At 34.8% G+C, this 17,805-nt stretch carries 18 protein-coding genes and 2 pseudogenes; 5 read left to right on the top strand and 15 right to left on the bottom strand.

The window, feature by feature from the left end:
• Positions 1-5: 5 nt before the first annotated feature.
• From nikC to MVE64_RS24885, 13 genes and pseudogenes are all read right to left on the bottom strand, one after another.
• Positions 6-851, bottom strand: a complete 846-nt coding sequence (gene nikC, locus MVE64_RS24945; protein WP_247342131.1) for a nickel transporter permease — start codon at positions 849-851, stop codon at positions 6-8.
• The gene (nikB, locus tag MVE64_RS24940) at positions 848-1,789 is read right to left on the bottom strand and encodes a nickel ABC transporter permease (RefSeq protein WP_247342128.1); all 942 of its coding nucleotides are present in this window, start codon (positions 1,787-1,789) and stop codon (positions 848-850) included. Before nikB ends, nikC begins: the two co-directional genes overlap by 4 nt.
• A 1-nt stretch (position 1,790) precedes the next feature.
• Positions 1,791-3,280: pseudogene (nikA, locus tag MVE64_RS24935) on the bottom strand (nickel ABC transporter substrate-binding protein).
• A gap of 368 nt (positions 3,281-3,648) precedes the next feature.
• Entirely contained in the window at positions 3,649-4,812 is a 1,164-nt protein-coding gene (locus tag MVE64_RS24930) for a serine hydrolase domain-containing protein (RefSeq protein WP_247342125.1), read from the bottom strand.
• A 127-nt stretch (positions 4,813-4,939) separates the two neighbouring features.
• Positions 4,940-5,092, bottom strand: a complete 153-nt coding sequence (locus MVE64_RS24925) for a hypothetical protein (RefSeq protein ID WP_162987314.1) — start codon at positions 5,090-5,092, stop codon at positions 4,940-4,942.
• Positions 5,093-5,217: 125 nt separating this feature from the next.
• Positions 5,218-5,583 (bottom strand): annotated as a pseudogene (locus MVE64_RS24920) (PhzF family phenazine biosynthesis isomerase); the annotation flags it as partial.
• 183 nt (positions 5,584-5,766) lie between these two features.
• Entirely contained in the window at positions 5,767-6,564 is a 798-nt protein-coding gene (locus tag MVE64_RS24915) for a hypothetical protein (RefSeq protein ID WP_247342122.1), read from the bottom strand.
• Between the two features lie 19 nt (positions 6,565-6,583).
• On the bottom strand, positions 6,584-9,004 hold the full coding sequence (locus MVE64_RS24910) for a heavy metal translocating P-type ATPase (RefSeq protein WP_247342119.1): 2,421 nt from the start codon (positions 9,002-9,004) through the stop codon (positions 6,584-6,586).
• A gap of 100 nt (positions 9,005-9,104) precedes the next feature.
• On the bottom strand, positions 9,105-9,311 hold the full coding sequence (copZ, locus tag MVE64_RS24905) for a copper chaperone CopZ (protein WP_098796999.1): 207 nt from the start codon (positions 9,309-9,311) through the stop codon (positions 9,105-9,107).
• A 20-nt stretch (positions 9,312-9,331) separates the two neighbouring features.
• A complete protein-coding gene (locus MVE64_RS24900; protein ID WP_281730422.1) occupies positions 9,332-9,673 on the bottom strand; it encodes a metal-sensing transcriptional repressor in 342 nt (113 codons plus the stop codon).
• Positions 9,674-9,894: 221 nt separating this feature from the next.
• Positions 9,895-10,704, bottom strand: a complete 810-nt coding sequence (locus tag MVE64_RS24895) for a hypothetical protein (RefSeq protein WP_247342117.1) — start codon at positions 10,702-10,704, stop codon at positions 9,895-9,897.
• The gene (locus MVE64_RS24890) at positions 10,704-11,732 is read right to left on the bottom strand and encodes an alpha/beta fold hydrolase (RefSeq protein WP_247342114.1); all 1,029 of its coding nucleotides are present in this window, start codon (positions 11,730-11,732) and stop codon (positions 10,704-10,706) included. The genes MVE64_RS24895 and MVE64_RS24890 overlap by 1 nt, the downstream gene beginning before the upstream one ends.
• Before the next feature lie 55 nt (positions 11,733-11,787).
• A complete protein-coding gene (locus MVE64_RS24885; protein WP_247342112.1) occupies positions 11,788-12,798 on the bottom strand; it encodes a serine hydrolase domain-containing protein in 1,011 nt (336 codons plus the stop codon).
• A gap of 108 nt (positions 12,799-12,906) precedes the next feature.
• Between MVE64_RS24885 and MVE64_RS24880 the strand changes: the two genes are divergently transcribed.
• From MVE64_RS24880 to MVE64_RS24865, 4 genes are all read left to right on the top strand, one after another.
• Entirely contained in the window at positions 12,907-13,521 is a 615-nt protein-coding gene (locus tag MVE64_RS24880; RefSeq protein WP_247342109.1) for a TetR/AcrR family transcriptional regulator, read from the top strand.
• Between the two features lie 121 nt (positions 13,522-13,642).
• Positions 13,643-14,125 carry a hypothetical protein gene (locus MVE64_RS24875; RefSeq protein ID WP_247342106.1) on the top strand — a complete coding sequence of 161 codons (483 nt, stop codon included), beginning with the start codon at positions 13,643-13,645 and terminating at the stop codon, positions 14,123-14,125.
• Positions 14,126-14,300: 175 nt separating this feature from the next.
• Entirely contained in the window at positions 14,301-14,969 is a 669-nt protein-coding gene (locus MVE64_RS24870; RefSeq protein ID WP_247342103.1) for a hypothetical protein, read from the top strand.
• A complete protein-coding gene (locus tag MVE64_RS24865) occupies positions 14,875-15,354 on the top strand; it encodes a hypothetical protein (protein ID WP_247342101.1) in 480 nt (159 codons plus the stop codon). Before MVE64_RS24870 ends, MVE64_RS24865 begins: the two co-directional genes overlap by 95 nt.
• A gap of 71 nt (positions 15,355-15,425) precedes the next feature.
• Here MVE64_RS24865 and MVE64_RS24860 read toward each other — a convergent pair whose 3' ends face one another.
• The gene (locus tag MVE64_RS24860) at positions 15,426-16,391 is read right to left on the bottom strand and encodes an aldolase catalytic domain-containing protein (protein WP_247342098.1); all 966 of its coding nucleotides are present in this window, start codon (positions 16,389-16,391) and stop codon (positions 15,426-15,428) included.
• A gap of 173 nt (positions 16,392-16,564) precedes the next feature.
• Between MVE64_RS24860 and MVE64_RS24855 the strand changes: the two genes are divergently transcribed.
• Positions 16,565-16,891, top strand: a complete 327-nt coding sequence (locus tag MVE64_RS24855) for an MGMT family protein (protein ID WP_247342095.1) — start codon at positions 16,565-16,567, stop codon at positions 16,889-16,891.
• Between the two features lie 50 nt (positions 16,892-16,941).
• On the opposite strand, the gene MVE64_RS24850 is transcribed toward MVE64_RS24855, so the two are convergent.
• A complete protein-coding gene (locus MVE64_RS24850; protein ID WP_247342092.1) occupies positions 16,942-17,766 on the bottom strand; it encodes an aldo/keto reductase in 825 nt (274 codons plus the stop codon).
• Positions 17,767-17,805: the final 39 nt, after the last annotated feature.

Here is a 17,805-nt window from a genome sequence, read left to right as displayed (position 1 = left end):
AAAAGCTACTCCTTTCTGTTAGATTGAACATCTAGTTTATCTCTTAAACCATCACCTATTAAATTAAAGGCCATCACAACAAGCATGATCGCTAGACCGGGAAAAATAATTAAAGCTGGAGATGTTTGAAAATATAATCTTCCTTCATTTAACATTGCTCCCCACTCTGGCAGTGGTGGTTGTGCTCCTAACCCGATATAGGATAGGGAAGAAATAAGAAGAATGATTTTCCCTATATCTAATGACGCTAAAACAATCACTTGTGGTAGGATATGTTTAAATAAATGTAGTGTCATGATTTTCCAAACAGAACTTCCACTAAAAGCTGACATCGTAATATAGTCCTTATGCTTTTCAGTAAGAACAATACTACGTGTTAACCGCGCATAGCCTACCCACTTTACTGAAATAATGGCAATCATCACATTCCAAATTCCGGGTCCAAGTAATCCTGTTATCGCGATTGCCAGTAAAAAATCTGGGAACGCAACAAACGTATCAATAACTCTCATAAATAATTGATCTATTTTTTTCCCGAAGTAGCCTGAAAGAACACCAACTGGTAAGCCAATTAATAAAGAAATAAAGATGGATAAAACCGATATCCCCAATGTGTAGATGGCACCTTCTGTTAACCTCGCTAAAATATCCCTACCTAGTTGATCTGTTCCAAGTAAATGCTCGATACTAGGCGACTGCAATCGTTCACCAGTACTTACTTTTAATGGATCATGTGGATTAAATAGATAAGATAAGAAAAAAAGGAGCATAATCATAATGAGTAATAGTACACCCGTTTGAATAAATAGATTTCGCTTTTTCTTCTTTAGATGTAATACATCCGTTATCATGCTCTCTGCTCCTTTCTTCTTAATTTTGGGTCTAATAGATAATACGATAAGTCAACAATTAAATTAATACTCATGACAAAAATGCCTGAAAGTAAAATATAAGCTTGGATTAACGGATAATCTCGATTCATGATGGCTTCAACGACCATTTTTCCTAATCCAGGCCATGAAAATAAAATTTCTACAACAATAGCACCAGCCAGTAAGTTCCCAAGGCTCATACCAAACATCGTAACAACTGGTATTATGCTCTCACGTAAGGAGTATTTAAAAATTAAGCTTTTTTCACGAATGCCTTTCATTCTCAAAGCCTTAATATAAGGCTTATTCATTGTTTCAAGCATTGCTGCTCTCAATAGCCTAGCGTAAACAGCTGACATTGCAAGTCCTAATGTAAGGGATGGAAGAATAAGGCTTTCGGCACCATTATGACCGATAAACGGTAGAACCTTCAACTTTACACTAAAGAAATAGATTAATAGAAGTCCCAGCCAAAAGCTTGGAACGGAAGCTCCGAAAAAAGCAAAAATTCGTCCAAGATGATCAATCCATTTTGATTGATAAACAGCTGAACAAACCCCTAATGGAATCGATATTAAGATAACAACGAGCATTCCCCCTCCCATCAGTTCAAGAGAAGCTTGTAAACGGTCCTGTATTTCACTCAAAACAGGTCGGTTTGTTAAATACGATTCCCCAAAATCTAGCTTAATCGCCTGTTTAAGCCACATTCCATATTGAACAAAGATGGGGTGATCAAAGCCCATCTCCGATCTTATATTCTCAATTTCTGCTTCTGTAATCATTACTTCATCAATATCCAACATTGCTTTTACAGGATCTCCGGGAGCTAATTTAATGAACACAAAGCTTAAAAACGAAAGACAAAGTAATACAACAATAATTTGTATAATTTTTGATAAAAGATATCGAAACACGTTATTCTACATCCAATTGATTTGTAATTAAATAATATTCTTGTTTTGAAACTGAATAGTTTTTTACATCTTTTTTCATCGCAACAGTGATCATTGGGTGAACGATATAAGATTGATAAATTTTTTGCTGAGTCATGTTTTCAACCTGTTTTCCAAGATCGTTACGTTTCTCAACATCTGTTGTTTTATTTAGCTCTGTTACAATTTCATTAATTTCTGGATCATTAATTTCACCAATATTTAGAGCACCATCAAGTGAATAGGCAGAATTAAGGAAATATCCAACATCTCCACGTGGAGCTGTTAAGTTACTGTATGTTGCAATATCCCATTCCTCATTTGTTGATAAGTACTCATCGATATTTTCAACAGATTTAATGTTGATCTTAACACCTATTTCCTTTGCATTTGATTGAAGCATCTGTGCAATAAGTGGTAGTTCTGGTCTTGATTGATAAGTAATCATCTCTAGTTGCAATGGCTCTCCATTTTTCTCCATTACACCATTATCTTCCTTATAACCTGCTTCTTCAAGTAATTTCTTTGCATGACTAGGATCAAATTTAACGGGATCTGCTTTCATGCTAAACGGAAAGTCAGGATTAAACGGCCCACCTGCTGGTACAGCCATTCCCCCCATTAAGTCATTTGCAACTGCTTCACGATCAAATAAGGAATCCAAAGCTTGACGGACTTTTTCATCAGCAACTTCAGAGCTGTTTGTGTTATAGGAAATGAAATGTGTACGTAAACTACTCACAGATTCTACTACAATATTTTCATCACTCTTTAAAGAGGTAGCTAATTCAGAAGGTAGATAATAAATGATATCCGCTTCCCCTGATTGAAGAGCCATAGCCTTGCATTCGCATCTGAATTAAAACCAAATGTTACTTTATCAAGTTTAGGTTCTCCATTCCAATACGAAGTATTTTTAGTAAGCTCTACCTTTACCTCTGAATCAAATGTATCAACAACAAAAGGACCTGTACCAATTGGAGCTGTTCTCAATTTCTCATCATCTTCTACCTTAACAATTGACGTATGCGGATGTGTTAATTCAGATGGAAAAGCTGGTAGAGGTTGTGTTGTTTTAAAAATAACTGAATTTCCATCAGTTGAGATAGACTCTAGCTTTAAAGCTGCTTTCATAGATTCACTAACGTTGATTCCACGCTCAAACGATTGTTTCACAGCTTCTGCATCTAATTTTGTTCCGTCTTGAAACAATACTCCCTCCTGAACGGTAAATGACCATGTTAATTCATCAATTGCTTTCCACTCACTTGCAAGCCAAGGTTCAAGTTCCAAATCTTCATTTAACTTGACTAAAGTTTCAGTGATTCCAGCTCGTACTGTTGTACTATTGTCGTCTTGGTGTGGGTCAAGTGTGCTTGTAGGAAAATTAAACAAAAAAGTTAACGATTTTTCTTGAGCTTCATTTGCTGCTTCCTTACTATTTGTGCTTGAGTTAGAGCATGCTGACAGCATTAATACGATTCCAATAAAGATAGAAAAACAAGTAGCTTTCATAAGACATCTCCTCACGTTATGTACATTAAACGAAATTGTTACGATTTAATTAGCAAAATTATTTTTATGTAGATTTCTAAAGTTATATGAAATAAATCGTAATTGTTACGCTTTGTATGATAAATCAAATTTATACATACTGTCAACAAAATTTAGAATTTTTTACATAAATACTATTTTAGCAGGTTTTATCTTTACAATATAGCTTTTTTGCTATCCGAATTAATTTAAGATAGATGGAGGTAAATAATGTCCTATCAGGTCAAGGCATTATTTAGTTTAAAACGAAAAAACCCATAACCGTTTTCGATTACAGGTTTCTTAATCTACTTTACTGCTCCATAAATCACATTTCGCAACCTAGGCTGATGGTAAGCTTCAAAGTTTGGAATCATTTGCTGCATATATACAGCTGATAGCTTTTCTTGAGGATCAATTAATACCCACGTACCAGCTAATCCTGACCACCCAAATTCCCCATCCGAACTATTACTTCCACCTTTTGCTGAATCCATCATTGTCCGAACACCGAGTCCATAGCCGTATCCAGCTAAATAGTCCCAATTGTATGTTGTAGCTTGTTCATCATTTAGGTGATTTTTTGTCATTAAAGAAATTGTTTTTTCTCCAATAACTTTAACTCCCTCAAATTTCCCACCGTTAGCAAGCATATGAGCAAAACGGCTGTAATCTCCTAATGTTGACAATAACCCACCACCACCAGATTCAAGCTCTGATAATGGCTCAAATTGAACGTCCATTTTTTCATTTTTAATCAGTGTTCCATCTTCTGTACGATTATAGAGAGCCGCAAACCGATGCTTTTTGTTATCAGGGATTCTAAAGAATGTATCTTTCATTCCAAGTGGAGTGAAAATTTCATCCTGTAAAAACTGTCCTAGTGTTTTTTCTGAAAGAACTTCGATTAGTGCCCCTAACACATCATGGCTTAGACCGTAATACCAGTGGGCTCCAGGTTGAAAGGCAAGTGGAATTGCAGCAAGTACTTCTGATAAACGGCGATTTGTTAATTTTTCACCCTTTTCTTGTAATTGCTGAAACGTTTTAGCAACTTGTTTTTCAGTTTCATTTGCTTCTCCACCATACGTAAGTCCAGAAGTCATTGTAAATAAATCTTTTACTAAGATTGATCTTGATGCAGGAATTGTAGTCACCTTACCGGTATCATCTGTATGATATACCTTCATATTTTTAAATTCTGGTAAGTACTTTTCAAGTGGGTCGTTTAATAAAAAAAGACCTCGTTCATATAGCATAAGTGCTGCTGTACACGTGACAACCTTAGTCATGGAATAAATGCGAAAAATCGTATCTTCATCTATCGCAATTTCATCTTCTTTATTAGCAAAACCAACATAATCTTTATAGATTGTACTTCCTTGATGCATAACTTGAAGGGAACAGCCTGATGGTCCTTTTTCCGTAAAGCTTTTTAATAAAGGGTACAATCTGTTATGTAATTCGTTCAAGTGTTTATCTCCTCTCAACACGTTTCTTCCTCTATTTTTCTACAATTAACTAAATTTAGCAATCTATTTTATTCAAATTTTGTAAATGTTTTCATAAATAAAGGGCCTTAATTGGCCCTGGAAAATCTTATATGTTGGAAAATCGTTCTTTAATCATTTTCAATGCTTCTACCAATCCTGGAAGTTTATCGAAATACTCTGCTTCATTCTTTAGAAGGATTTCATTAATACGTGACTGCAAAAGCTCCTCAACCAACTCAACAGTTTGTCGATGATCCATTGTTCACACCCTTAAATGAAGTTCTTCTACTATATGCATGTGATGATAAAATGTTTCTAATTTTATTCTTTATCATTTTAGTACTACTAAGTACTTTGTAACGTTACTAATTTCCAACTATCCAATTAAATATCAATATCAAATTCTCTTACAAATCTCGCTGTCCCAGTGATTTCAACTTCATGGGAATCGTGATTTTTTGTTACAGAAACATGTACTCGCCCGGTTTTATCCATTTCCTGTCCTTGTTCAACTAACAGTTCAAGTTGATCACTTAACTTATCAATGTATCTGGCATAATAGGCTCCCATTACTCCTGATGCCGTCCCTGTTACAGGGTCTTCAATCGTTCCCGAATATGGAGAGGAAAAATGACGAGCATGCATATCAGCAGTATTATCATAGGTTTCCAGACAAAAAGGATGGATTGATGCTTTTGGCATTTCTTTTAAAATACTTGCCGGCAAACTTTTTAGTTGCCTTACATGCTGTAACTAAGCTCCACTATAAAGTTTGATGATTATATAATTCTATTACTGATCACTTTAAACCTCTAGATTTTTAATAAAAAAAACTGCTCAATCCTATACGACTGAACAGCCTCTTTATAATTCTCATATTATTTTATCTCTACAACAAATGGAAAGATCTTCACTTCACCATTTATTTGAAACTCAAGCCCATATTTTATAAATTCCTGGATTCGTAAACTGTGTTTCAAACACTGGAGTGTCTCCTTCAAGTGGATGAACATGTAAGTATTGTTGTGCTTCTTCATCCAAAATAACAACATGCCCCAGTGCGCCGAGGTAAGTTTCTAAATTTGCACCATGAACATCAAATGTTAATGTAACTGGCTCATTTATCACTAATGGTGTTGTCGACAATGTTACTTTGTTGTCTTCAACTGTCTTTTCAAGTAGTTGATCAACAGTTAATGAATCATGATGATGTTCATCTTCAACAGGATTTCCTACTTTAAAGGAAATTGGTTGAACTTGATAAACTAAATTATTTGGTTTTATATCGACAAATGCCTTGTAAATCCCTTCTTCCAGTTCATTTTTCACTTCAAATTGACCTGGTGTGGTTTCCTCAGGGTGGAGATGGTAATACTGATCTAAATGCTCATCAACGACAATTAAATGTAGAAGCTTTTCATGATTTACTTCTAAGTTTGTTACAGGCTTGCCTGTAAGATCTTTTAAGTTTAAAACCAGTTTATCACTAACTTCTTCAATGGTTACGTTAACTTCACTTTCTGTTTCTGTGTTAGCTCCATGTTCATGTTCTGATTCCGAATGTTCATTTTCCGTTGTAGCATGGTTATTGTGTTCAGTTGTATTTTCTGTTTTATGTTCTTCAGCATGTGTATCAACTTTTGTTTCCTCTAAAAACACCGAATCATATATATAGTAGCCAATAATTACAATACCTAGATAAATGAATGCTGAAAGGATCCATTTTTTCATTTTTTGGTTCTCCTTATCACTATAGTTTTACTCTTTGTAGGCGTAACGCATTTAGAACAACGGATACTGAGCTAAATGCCATTGCTGCTCCTGCTAACCATGGCGCAAGGAAGCCTAATGCTGCTACTGGAATACCGAGTGCATTATAAGCAAATGCCCAGAATAAATTTTGTTTAATATTTCTGATTGTTTTTTTACTCATAAAGATAGCATCAGCAATGCTATTTAAATCTCCACGAATAAGTGTAATGTCCGCTGCTTCCATTGCAACATCTGTCCCTGTTCCAATCGCCATTCCTATATCAGCGATCGCAAGTGCTGGTGCGTCATTGATCCCATCGCCTACCATCGCAACGATTTTTCCTTCCTTCTGCAGTTTTTTCACTTCTTCCGCTTTTCCTTCCGGCAGCACTTCTGCTACAACAGAATCAATTCCAGCTTCAGTTGCGATTGCTTTCGCTGTTCGCTCGTTATCACCAGTTATCATGACAACTTCTAAGCCCATTTCTTTTAGACGTTTTACTGCTTCCTTTGAGGTAGCTTTAATTGTATCAGCAACAGCTACTAATCCGGCATATTGATTGTTAATGGCAATCAGCATCGCCGTTTTACCGCTTTCTTCAAGATTCTCCATAGTTGGTAGAGCCTGTTCAATGTTTATATTATATTTTTGCATTAATTTTCTCGTACCAGCTAAGATAGTTTGATTGTTTACTTTTGCTTTTATACCGTAGCCTGGTATAGCCTCAAATTCTTCAACATCAGATAGCTCAATTTTCTTTTCCTTAATTCCAGTTACAATCGCCTCAGCAAGTGGGTGTTCAGATTGCTTTTCAGCTGTTCCAACCAGTTGTAAAAATTCCTCTTCATTGACATGTTTCTCAACTAAAACATCAGTTAAAATTGGTGCTCCATTTGTAACCGTTCCTGTTTTATCTAAAAGGATAGTCGTTAATCTGTGCGTCATTTCCAAGTGCTCTCCACCTTTAAATAAAACACCGATCTCTGCTGCTCTACCTGATCCAGCCATGATTGATGTTGGTGTTGCCAATCCAAGTGCACAAGGACAAGCAATGACTAGCACGGCAATTAATTTTTCAAGTGCTTCGGCAAAATCGCCTGGTGTAATCCAGATAAACCAAACAAAAAATGTGAGAAAGGCAATTGCTACAACGATTGGGACAAAAATACCAGAGATTTGATCCGCTAAACGTTGAATTGGTGCTTTCGAACCTTGAGCCTCTTCCACCACTTTAATAATCTGTGAGAGTGCTGTGTCACGACCAACCTTTGTTGCTTTTACTTTTAAAAATCCATTTTTGTTAATAGTTGCTCCGATGACAGAGTCACCAATTGTTTTATCAACCGGAACACTCTCACCAGTTAGCATTGATTCGTCTAGTGCCGAACGTCCTTCGATAATTTCTCCGTCAACTGGAACTTTTTCACCAGGCTTCACATAAAGAATATCACCAACTACAACGTCTTCTAGCGCAACCTCTTGTTCCACTCCATTACGGAAAACAGTTGCTGTTTTCGCTTGAAGACCCATTAGCTTTTTGATCGCTTCAGATGAACGTCCTTTTGCACGAACTTCAAACAACTTACCTAAAATAATCAATGTAATTAAGACTGCACTTGTTTCATAATAAAGCTCAATCATATGTGCTTCACTTCCGATTGAAGCGATCGATAAATATAAACTATAAAAATAAGCAGCTGATGTTCCTAGTGCAACAAGAACGTCCATGTTGGCACTTTTATTTCTTAATGCTTTGAATGCTCCTACGTAAAACTGTTTTCCTACGATAAATTGAACAGGTGTTGCTAAGGCCAGCTGTACCCATGGATTCATAAACATGTCAGGTAAATAAATAAACGAGGTAAAGCTAAAGTGGCTGACCATTGCCCAAAGAAGGGGAATGGATAAGATAAGAGAAAAGAAAAACTTTCCTTGTTGAATTTCAACTTCCTTCGCTTTTAGATCAGCAACATCTTCTTTTTGCTCACCTTTTTCACTCGCTTGATATCCAAGTTTTTCAATCTTCTCAATTATTTCTTTTGTTCCGATTTGTGAAGGATTATAGGCGACTGTTGCACTTTCTAACGCTAAGTTGACGGTTGCATTTGTTACACCTTCTATTTTGTTTAAGCCTTTTTCAATTCTGGTTGCACAAGCAGCACAAGTCATACCGATAATAGCTAAATCCACTTTTTCCTCAACTACCTCGTAAAAAGCCAGGTCATTTATTTTCTTTTTAAAGTCTTCTATTTTAACAACATTAGGGTTGTATTTGATCGATGTTCTTTCAAGAGCAAAATTTACGTTTGCTTCTTCTACACCTTCTACTTTTTTTAGTCCTTTTTCAATTCGAACTGCACATGAAGCACAGGTCATACCTGTAATTGGCAGAACAGCTTCTTTTATTTCCTGCGTCATATTCGTCGTCCTCCTATATACCCTACAGCGGTATATTTTCTTTCAAAAGGAAACGTGCAATGATAAAAAGCACGTTTCACAGTCTTTATTTTTGGATTTCTTAAACTACATCGTATCCTTGATCATCAATTGTTTCCTTTATTGTGTCTAATGAAACAACTTCTGGATTAAATTCTAATTCAACTTTTCCTTCATTTAAATGAACTTTCACCTGTGAAACACCATTTAATTTTCCAACATTTCCTTCTATAGCATTCACGCAGTGTCCACAAGACATTCCATTAACTGTTAAGATGATTTTTTGCATATTTTTTCTCTCCTCTATTATTATTTTTTCATTAATCGTTGAATGGTTACAAGCAATTCATCGACAATTTCTAAATCTCCTGCTCTAATTCTTTCTGTTACACAACTTTTCAAATGAGTTTCTAATAATACTTTGGAAAAGCTATTTAATGCGGACTGAACAGCTGAGACTTGGGTAATAACATCATCACAATAAGTATCTTTTTCAACTAATCCTTTAATACCTCGAATTTGTCCTTCAATTCTGTTCAACCTAGTAATAAGAGTTTTTTTTACTTTTTCTGAATGATGGCTTTCCCTTTCAGAATGTTGTCCGGAGCAACAAACTTCGACCTCTAACATCTCATTTTGTTCTTCACACATTAACATAACCTCCTTATAAATATAATCTACCATACCCCCCTACCCTATGTAAAGTGTTTTATTGGTAAATTATTCATTTCTTTTTAAAGAGGTACTTTTTAGAGCCTCATACCGAGTGTATCATAGGGGGTACTCTTTTTATTATCTATCATATAAAGGCCTGTTTTTTATTCATGTTTATTGTAGTAGTTGAAAATCCTTAATTCAAACGATCTGTTTTTTTAGCTATTCAAAAAATGAATATATCGATCTGCTGATTTAATAAAAGAATTCTTGCCTCCTTGCTCGATCTTATGATCAAAAGCACCATAAATAGCTTCAAAATCATAGTTTTCTAAGCTCATTTTAATATTGTTTACCACCTTAGCAGACAATGGTATATGATTTGGTGCACTATAAATAAAACTTAGCCAACCTTGATCAGGTACAATATAGATGCTATCACCTACGAGTAATGTACCTTTTTTATACGAACCAAGTGTCCATAGCAAAACGGAGCTACCTTCAAAATGTCCTCCTACATGGATGAGAGAGAGATGTTTAGTTAACTCAAGGCTATCCCCGTTCCAGAAATGAATGAGCGAACAAGTTCTCGTTAGCCATTCATGATCTTTTTCGTGGATATAAATTGGACATTGAAATGCATTCCCCCATTCAATGATCGTACTATAATAATGCGGATGAGAAATGGCAATCCCTCGTAACCCACCAAGTTCGTTAATTTTGTTAATTGTTTTCTCATCTAGGTAAGTAATACAATCCCAAAGGATATTTCCTTCATCAGTCCTAATCAAATAAGCCTTTTGACCAATACCTATTTGCGGATATGTGCGAATGCTCCATAAACCTTGCTCAATTTCCACAAATTCGTTATGAAAGCTTTCTTGCTTTAGCTCCTCTAATGTTGTCCATTTTTGTCCAGTTAACGGTACGTATTGTCGTTCGTCACTACAAATTTTACATATATCTGGTGGATGATGTGTAGCTTCATACTGTACTCCGCATGCTTTACATATATAGTGTACTCTCATTAAATAACCTCCATTTTATTTTTACTCAGGTGATTTTTTTTCACTTCTTTCATAATGAGATTAAATTTATTTGCTTCCTCAAAACATGCATAATGTCCTGATTCCTCAAAATAGTATATTTCTTTTTTTGGTGCTTTTAGAAAGTCATAATATTCCTTTAATCGATCGCTAAACACAATCCTGTCATGTTTTCCTGCAATAAAATAAACAGGAACTTTCACATCTGAAACAAGCTGAAAAAAGTTGATTTTAGTTATTTCATCCCAAAGATGTGTTGATGAAAAACCAAATCCTTTCATAAATGAGAGCTTTTCTTTCAAAGTTAAATGAGAACTTAAAATGTAGTGAATATTAACAGAAACAGCTTTTAATTTATAAGTAACACCATTAAATTTTGTCAGCCATGTTCGCTGCGTGACTAAATCATCTACTGAATGATAGAAACCGTTCTTTGGAGAACCAATTCGTTCTAATTGCAGAATGGCTTTTTTATGATTCTTTTCTTTAGCTATGCTTAAAGCATATTGATACGATCTTATTTCTTCCTCAGCACGTTTCACTGGCTGGTTTATTCCTACATAAGCCTCTATTAACTCAGGAAACTTTTGTACAAATAATAATCCAAGCACCGCACCGACAGAATGTCCCATAAGGAATACTTTCTTTTGTCGAAATTGTGTAGTAAGATATTTGACGAGCTCATGGCAATCTGAAAGTATTTGTTCTACGTTCATACTCTCAGGTGTTACTTCGGAAGTATAAGATTTCCCTGATCCTCTTTGATCCCAGTTTACAACAAGAAAATTTTCTTCCAGATCAGCATTATATTTCATTTGTGCTCCTGTTTGTGGACTCCCTGGTCCACCATGTAAAAAAAGTAAGATTGGCAGATCTTTATTTTTTCCACGGATTGTGATCCATTGTGTTACATTACCCAACGTTAGTTTTTCTAATTTTGCAACACTGTTCTTATCAGATTGTTTATTTTTATAGGGTTTAACATATCCACCTTTTAGTTGTTGAAACACAATACTTGCCTCCTTTGCTTTCCACGTCATAAACTAACGTTTGTTAGTTAAGGATTTAAAAAAATTTTTGCCAATGATGCAGTTTTTGATTAAATAAAAGGGAAGCTAATTCTCTACTTATAAGTGTTGCTCCCAGCTCTTTCATCGTAAGCATTTTATGAGATATCATATCATTACTTATAACAACAATCGTCATATCATCATCAAGATATCTTTCAACATGAGTTGTAAAACCACCTGGGTGCGTTCCTCCATGAGAAACACTTTTCCTCCCAAAAAGCTGTTTGATAAACCAACTATAACCCATCGTGATAAATCTTCCTTTGTAAGTAGGTGTTTGCATTTGTTCACTAGATATTTTAGTAATTAAGATATTTGACTCAAGAGCTTTGTGGAACAAATGAATATCTTCTAAGGTTGAAATAGCATCACCACAAGCGAATAAAAGAGTTGGACTCACATACGGTCCTGACTTTTGATTGATATAATTATTAGCTGTACCTTCTATTTCTTCATGTAAAAAGCCCGTATGCTTCATGTTTGCTGGCTTGAAGATGTTTTCTTTTATATAGTCATGGTAGGTTACTCCAGACACTTTCTCAATGATTAGTCCTAACATAAAAAATCCAGTGTTGTTGTATGAAATTTTTTGACCAGGTGTAAAATTTAATTTATGTTCCTGTAGAGTGTCAAAAATTTGTTTTTGAGTGTAATCTTGATCCCATTTTAATTGCTTTCTTAACATGAGTAAATTAGGAATTCCAGATGTATGGTTTAATAAATGATGTATGGTAATACCTTTATTTTTATAGAAAGGAAGGAATTTGTCTATTGGCTGATGGAGAGACAATTTTCCTTTCTCGATCAGTTGAAATGTTGCAACAGCTGTTAATGGTTTACTTAGCATAGATCCCACTGGATATTTTGTATGAATATTGTTCTCAATTTCCTTCTCTTTGTTGGATAGTCCAAATGCATCTTCATAGATTATTTCATTTCCCTTTGAAATCGAAATAACACCAGAAAATTTGGGCCGCCTTTCCATATATGATTGAAATGTATTCATATCTATCCCCCCATTGAAAACTAACGAACGTTAGTATACAATGTCATTATATGGTTTAACTAGAAATGTTGCAACATTTTTTCCCAAAAAATTTTAAGGGTGTGTAAAATGACTAAAAACACAAAAGATAAAATATTCGAAACGGCGTTAGATCTTTTTTCACAAAAAGGCTATAGTGCTGTTTCTATAAGAGAAATAACAAGAACTGTCGGTATAAAGGAAAGCTCTCTTTATAATCATTTTAAAAATAAGGAGCAAATTCTTGAATCGATCCTTACTCATTTTCGTACAGATTTTTCAAAAACAATGCCTCCTCTTGAAGCATTGGATGAGATTTTAAACAATTCAACTACAGATGCTTTTTTTAAGGCAGGACACAGAAATTTTAAAACATATATGGAAAATGTTCATGCCCAAAAAATGTGGAGAGTTCTACAAGTTGAGCAATTCCGTGAACCAATGGCTCGGGACATCATCCTAAATGATTTCTTTCAATCAACAATTGATTTCCTTGAAATCGTCTTTAAAAAATTGATCGAAATGAAAAGGATTAAACCGGTTGACCCAAGATTACTTGCCGTTGAATACCAATATCCAGCATTTTCTCTCTTAGCTGAATATAACATCCTAAAGTTTGATGGTAAGGACACCACTGAAGTAGAAAGACGCTTGGATCAACATATTGACTTCTTTTTGGAAATGGTAAAGGTACCACAAGAGTAAAGCAAGCCTGTGGAACATAATGTTAAACAAGAAAAATCGGGTGGTGCCTGTCACTCTACGTACAGGCACCACCCGCCCATTCCCTCATAAGATAACGTATTAGAGCAGAGGGGTGAGCGGTGTGAAGTGGTGGTTAAAGACGCTGATTCTAACCTATCTTTCTTTCTTGTTTTTTGGGAGCTTTCTTGCAGTAGGTGCTTTGTGGACTGGTATTCTAGAAAAATCGTTCCCAATCATTTCTGATATCGAGATTTTTTTATATTATTTCTTTGCGGGAGCAATTGGTGGTTCACTAAGGCATCTTTATATGTTTTGCTCTCACTATATGAAAGATGGATTAACCGACTATCGAGAATGGATTATGTATATTTTTTATCCAATATTTGCGACAGGCACAGCAGTTATCGCTGTTACACTTATTCAAAGTGGTTTATTTTTAGTTGAATTTATTGACTACAAAGATGCGCCACTAGCTCAGATTAGTATTGCATTTTTTGTTGGATTTGGGTTTAATCGGTTTTTAAATAAATTAAATGTTGTTTCTAAAAATTTATTTAAAAGTGACAAAAATGATAAAGAAAGTGAAAGTAAAACTTCATCGTAAAATGAAGAACCTCCTGAAAATCAGGGGTTTTTCTGTGAAACAAAAGTGTGTGAAACAAGAAAAATCGGGTGGTGCCAGGTACCAAAAACCAGATACTACCACTACTAAACAAATCAAGTAAGTACAAATCTTTGATATAATATGAGAATAAAATTACTAAAGGAATGGAAAAACAATGAAACTACAAAGTTTAATATTACTAATTGCTCTTATTACTTTTCTTACTTCGTGTTCTAACGAAAGTTATCAGCATGCTATAGATCAAGGGATGAAAGAGCTTGGACAAAAAAATTACCATCAGGCTGCCATTTACTTTGAGCTTGCCTTAAATGAAAAAGAAGGTGATCGAAATGCAGCAAGCTACTTTGATCAAGCAACAAATATGGAAAGAGCTAAAAAGGCTTATAAAGAAAAAGATTATGAGTCTGCTATTAAGTCGTTGGATGTTGTCATAAATGAACAAAATGGTTTAAAAACCGTTCAGGATGAGGCTGAAACACTAAAAAAACAGATTTTGGCTGATAATGATCAAACCTCACTAGTTGAACAGAAAATAGCCTATATTAACAAATTAATAGAAAAAAATAATGTTAGCGAAGCTAAAAAAGAGTTAGAAGAATTACAGGCTACTATTACTTCTAATGAAATTCTCAAACAATATGAATCTAAAATGAATGAATTAATAAAAAAAGTAGAACTTACAACAAGTGAAAAAGATGAAAACGAACAACCTATTAACAGTACTATTGATGGGACTGAAAAGGAAAAAAAGAGGAGAAGATCGAAAAACAGAAGGAAAAAAATCAAAGCAAGATACCATTTCCTATCAACATTATACAAATGAACGCTATGGATTTTCCTTAAAAGTACCAAGCAACTTAAAGATGGCCCCTCCCCCAACTAATGGAGATGGCGTAAGGTTTTATAGCGAAGATTTTGAAGTTACTGCCTATGGTAACCATACGAATATTATAAGTGAAAACGAAACAATTGAAACTTACTACAATGAAGATCTGAACTCTATTCCGGTTAACATTGCTTATAAAAGACTAACAGCCAACTGGTATGTTCTTTCTTATGAACAAAATGGGCTGATTACGTACAAAAAGTTTTTCTTTGGAAATGAAGTAGCAAATACGATCATAATGACGTACCCAGCAAGTGAACAAAGTAAGTATGGCAATTCAGTTACACATATTATTGAATCATTTCGCTCTTCAGCTTATTAATAAAAAATGCTAAGCACTTTTAACGTGCTTAGCATTTTTTTTATCTTAAGAAGCTCAAATTTCCATAGGCGTTACTTTTTTGCAGGAGCAACTGAAGCTTCTGGTGATGTTACTTTATCGTAGAACTCTACGTATTTGTCACGATCTTCACTATCACGATAAGCCATAGCTACACGTGGATGTTCATTAAGAGCACCGGAAATCATGTAAGGGATAATATAGGCCCACTCCCATTTTTGTCGCATTTCAATCATATGCTTTTCAATAACACCTAGAACTGGCTTTAGCTCATAGCTTGATTTTTTAACATGTGTTACAAGTAATTCCGTATGACAATTTCCTGCTGCACGTCCCATACCGAACACAGAAGAATCTAGGTAGCTTACTCCATTTCTCATAGCTGTTAATGTATTTGCAAATGCAAGCTGCATATTGTTGTGTGTATGAATACCAAACTGTTTATTAGGAAGCATTGACTTAAATTTCTTTACTTGATGTTCAATATCAAAAGGATCTAGGCTGCCAAAAGAATCTACAATATAAACAACATCAACCGGGCTATCTTTGATCATGTCGAATGCTTCAATTAATTGATTCTCGGGAACACTTGATAAAGCCATAATGTTAAGAGCTGTTTCATATCCTAAATCATGGAACATTTGAACAAGCTCCAATCCCTTGTCCACTTCACGAATATAGCAAGCAATACGAATCATGTCTAATACACTTTCTTCTCGTGGTAAAACATCATTCGGATCTACTCTTCCGATATCAACAAGTGCTGAAAGCTTTGTGAATTTTTTCTGTGGAATCACTTCTTTTAAAAATTTGTCATCAAGAAATCTCCACGGATTCGGCTCGCTTGCTTTTAAAAGCTTCGGGGAATTTTTGTAGCCAATTTCCATATATTCAACACCAGCTTCACTTAAGCCGTTATATAAGTCTTGAACGAACTCCACACTGAAATCCCAATTATTTACGAGTCCACCATCACGGATTGTACAGTCAATTATATGAGTGTGTTTTTCTGTAGTCATTGCTTCCTCCTGAATATGTAGAATATCTATTAATTTGACACATTGCTTAGTTGGTGTCAACTTATTTCGCAAAACTATTATAAATATTGTGAAAATAATTCCTTTATGTTTCTTAGGATTAAATTAATGTTACCATAAGTATGAGGTTAGTCTTTATTTTAAGGAGAAATTTCATGCGGCCATTTACAAAAAGAACGATCCATATTATAAAAAGTATACCTAAAGGAAAAGTCATGACATATGGACAAATTGCACGGTTAGCTGGAAAGCCAAGAGCAGCTAGGCAAGTAGTTCGGATTCTTCATTCTATGAGTGAGAAACATCAACTTCCTTGGCATCGTGTGATTAATGCTAAAGGAGAAATTGGCTTTAAGGATGAGGAAGCTTTTTACTCACAAAAGCTACTTCTTGAGCATGAAGGTGTTAGTTTTGAAAAGCAAATAGATTTGGTTAAATATCAGTTTCATCCTATGGAAGTAGATGTTGTTGATTTTCTATAATAGTAAGGCCCATTCCTAGTATAAAGGAATGGGCTTTTTTAAGGTATGTTTTATCGAATATGCATCTCGTTTGGATGCTTACCTTTACGACGGTTTTTGTTCAGTTCATGAATTGAATTCATTTCGTCTGATGTTAATTCAAAATCAAACACGTTGAAGTTTTCTTCAATTCTTGATGGTGTAACTGATTTAGGAATAACAATTGAATTATTTTGTAAATGCCAGCGTAAAACAACTTGTGCTGGAGTTTTACTGTGAGACTCAGCAATTTTAACAATTACATCATCTCTTAACACATCTCCACCCTGTTCAAGTGGACTCCAAGCCTCTACATAAATATTATGTTTTGCACAAAATTCTTTTATCTCATTTTGAGCAAGGTATGGATGACATTCGATTTGATTTAGAACTGGTACAACTTCACATTCATCTAATAGACGCTGTAAATGTTCAATTTCAAAATTACATACACCAATAGCTTTTACTCGACCATCATGATAAAGCTTTTCTAATGCTTTATATGTATCAACATACTGATCAAATTGAGGAGTTGGCCAATGTATTAAATAAAGGTCCACATAATCAAGGCCCAATCTCTCTAAACTTTCATCAAAAGCACGTAAAGTATTGTCGTACCCTTGATCACTATTCCAAACCTTTGTTGTGATGAACAATTCTTCACGAGGGATAGTTGAATCTTTAATTGCTTTACCAACACCAGCTTCATTTTTGTAAATCATCGCTGTGTCGATCGATCTATAACCAACTTCAAGAGCATTTGCTACAGCAGTTGTTGCTTGATCATCTGCAACCTGCCAAACACCATATCCTAGTTGTGGCATTTTTAATCCATTATTTAATGTAACGAAATCCATCTACCATCACTCCTATATGTTAGTTTAACCGTCAATCTA

It is taken from the genome of Metabacillus endolithicus (genome assembly GCF_023078335.1).
Lineage (GTDB): Bacteria > Bacillota > Bacilli > Bacillales > Bacillaceae > Metabacillus > Metabacillus endolithicus.
The sequence above is the reverse complement of the archived record's forward strand: the minus strand, read 5'-3'. Positions and strand labels throughout refer to the sequence as shown.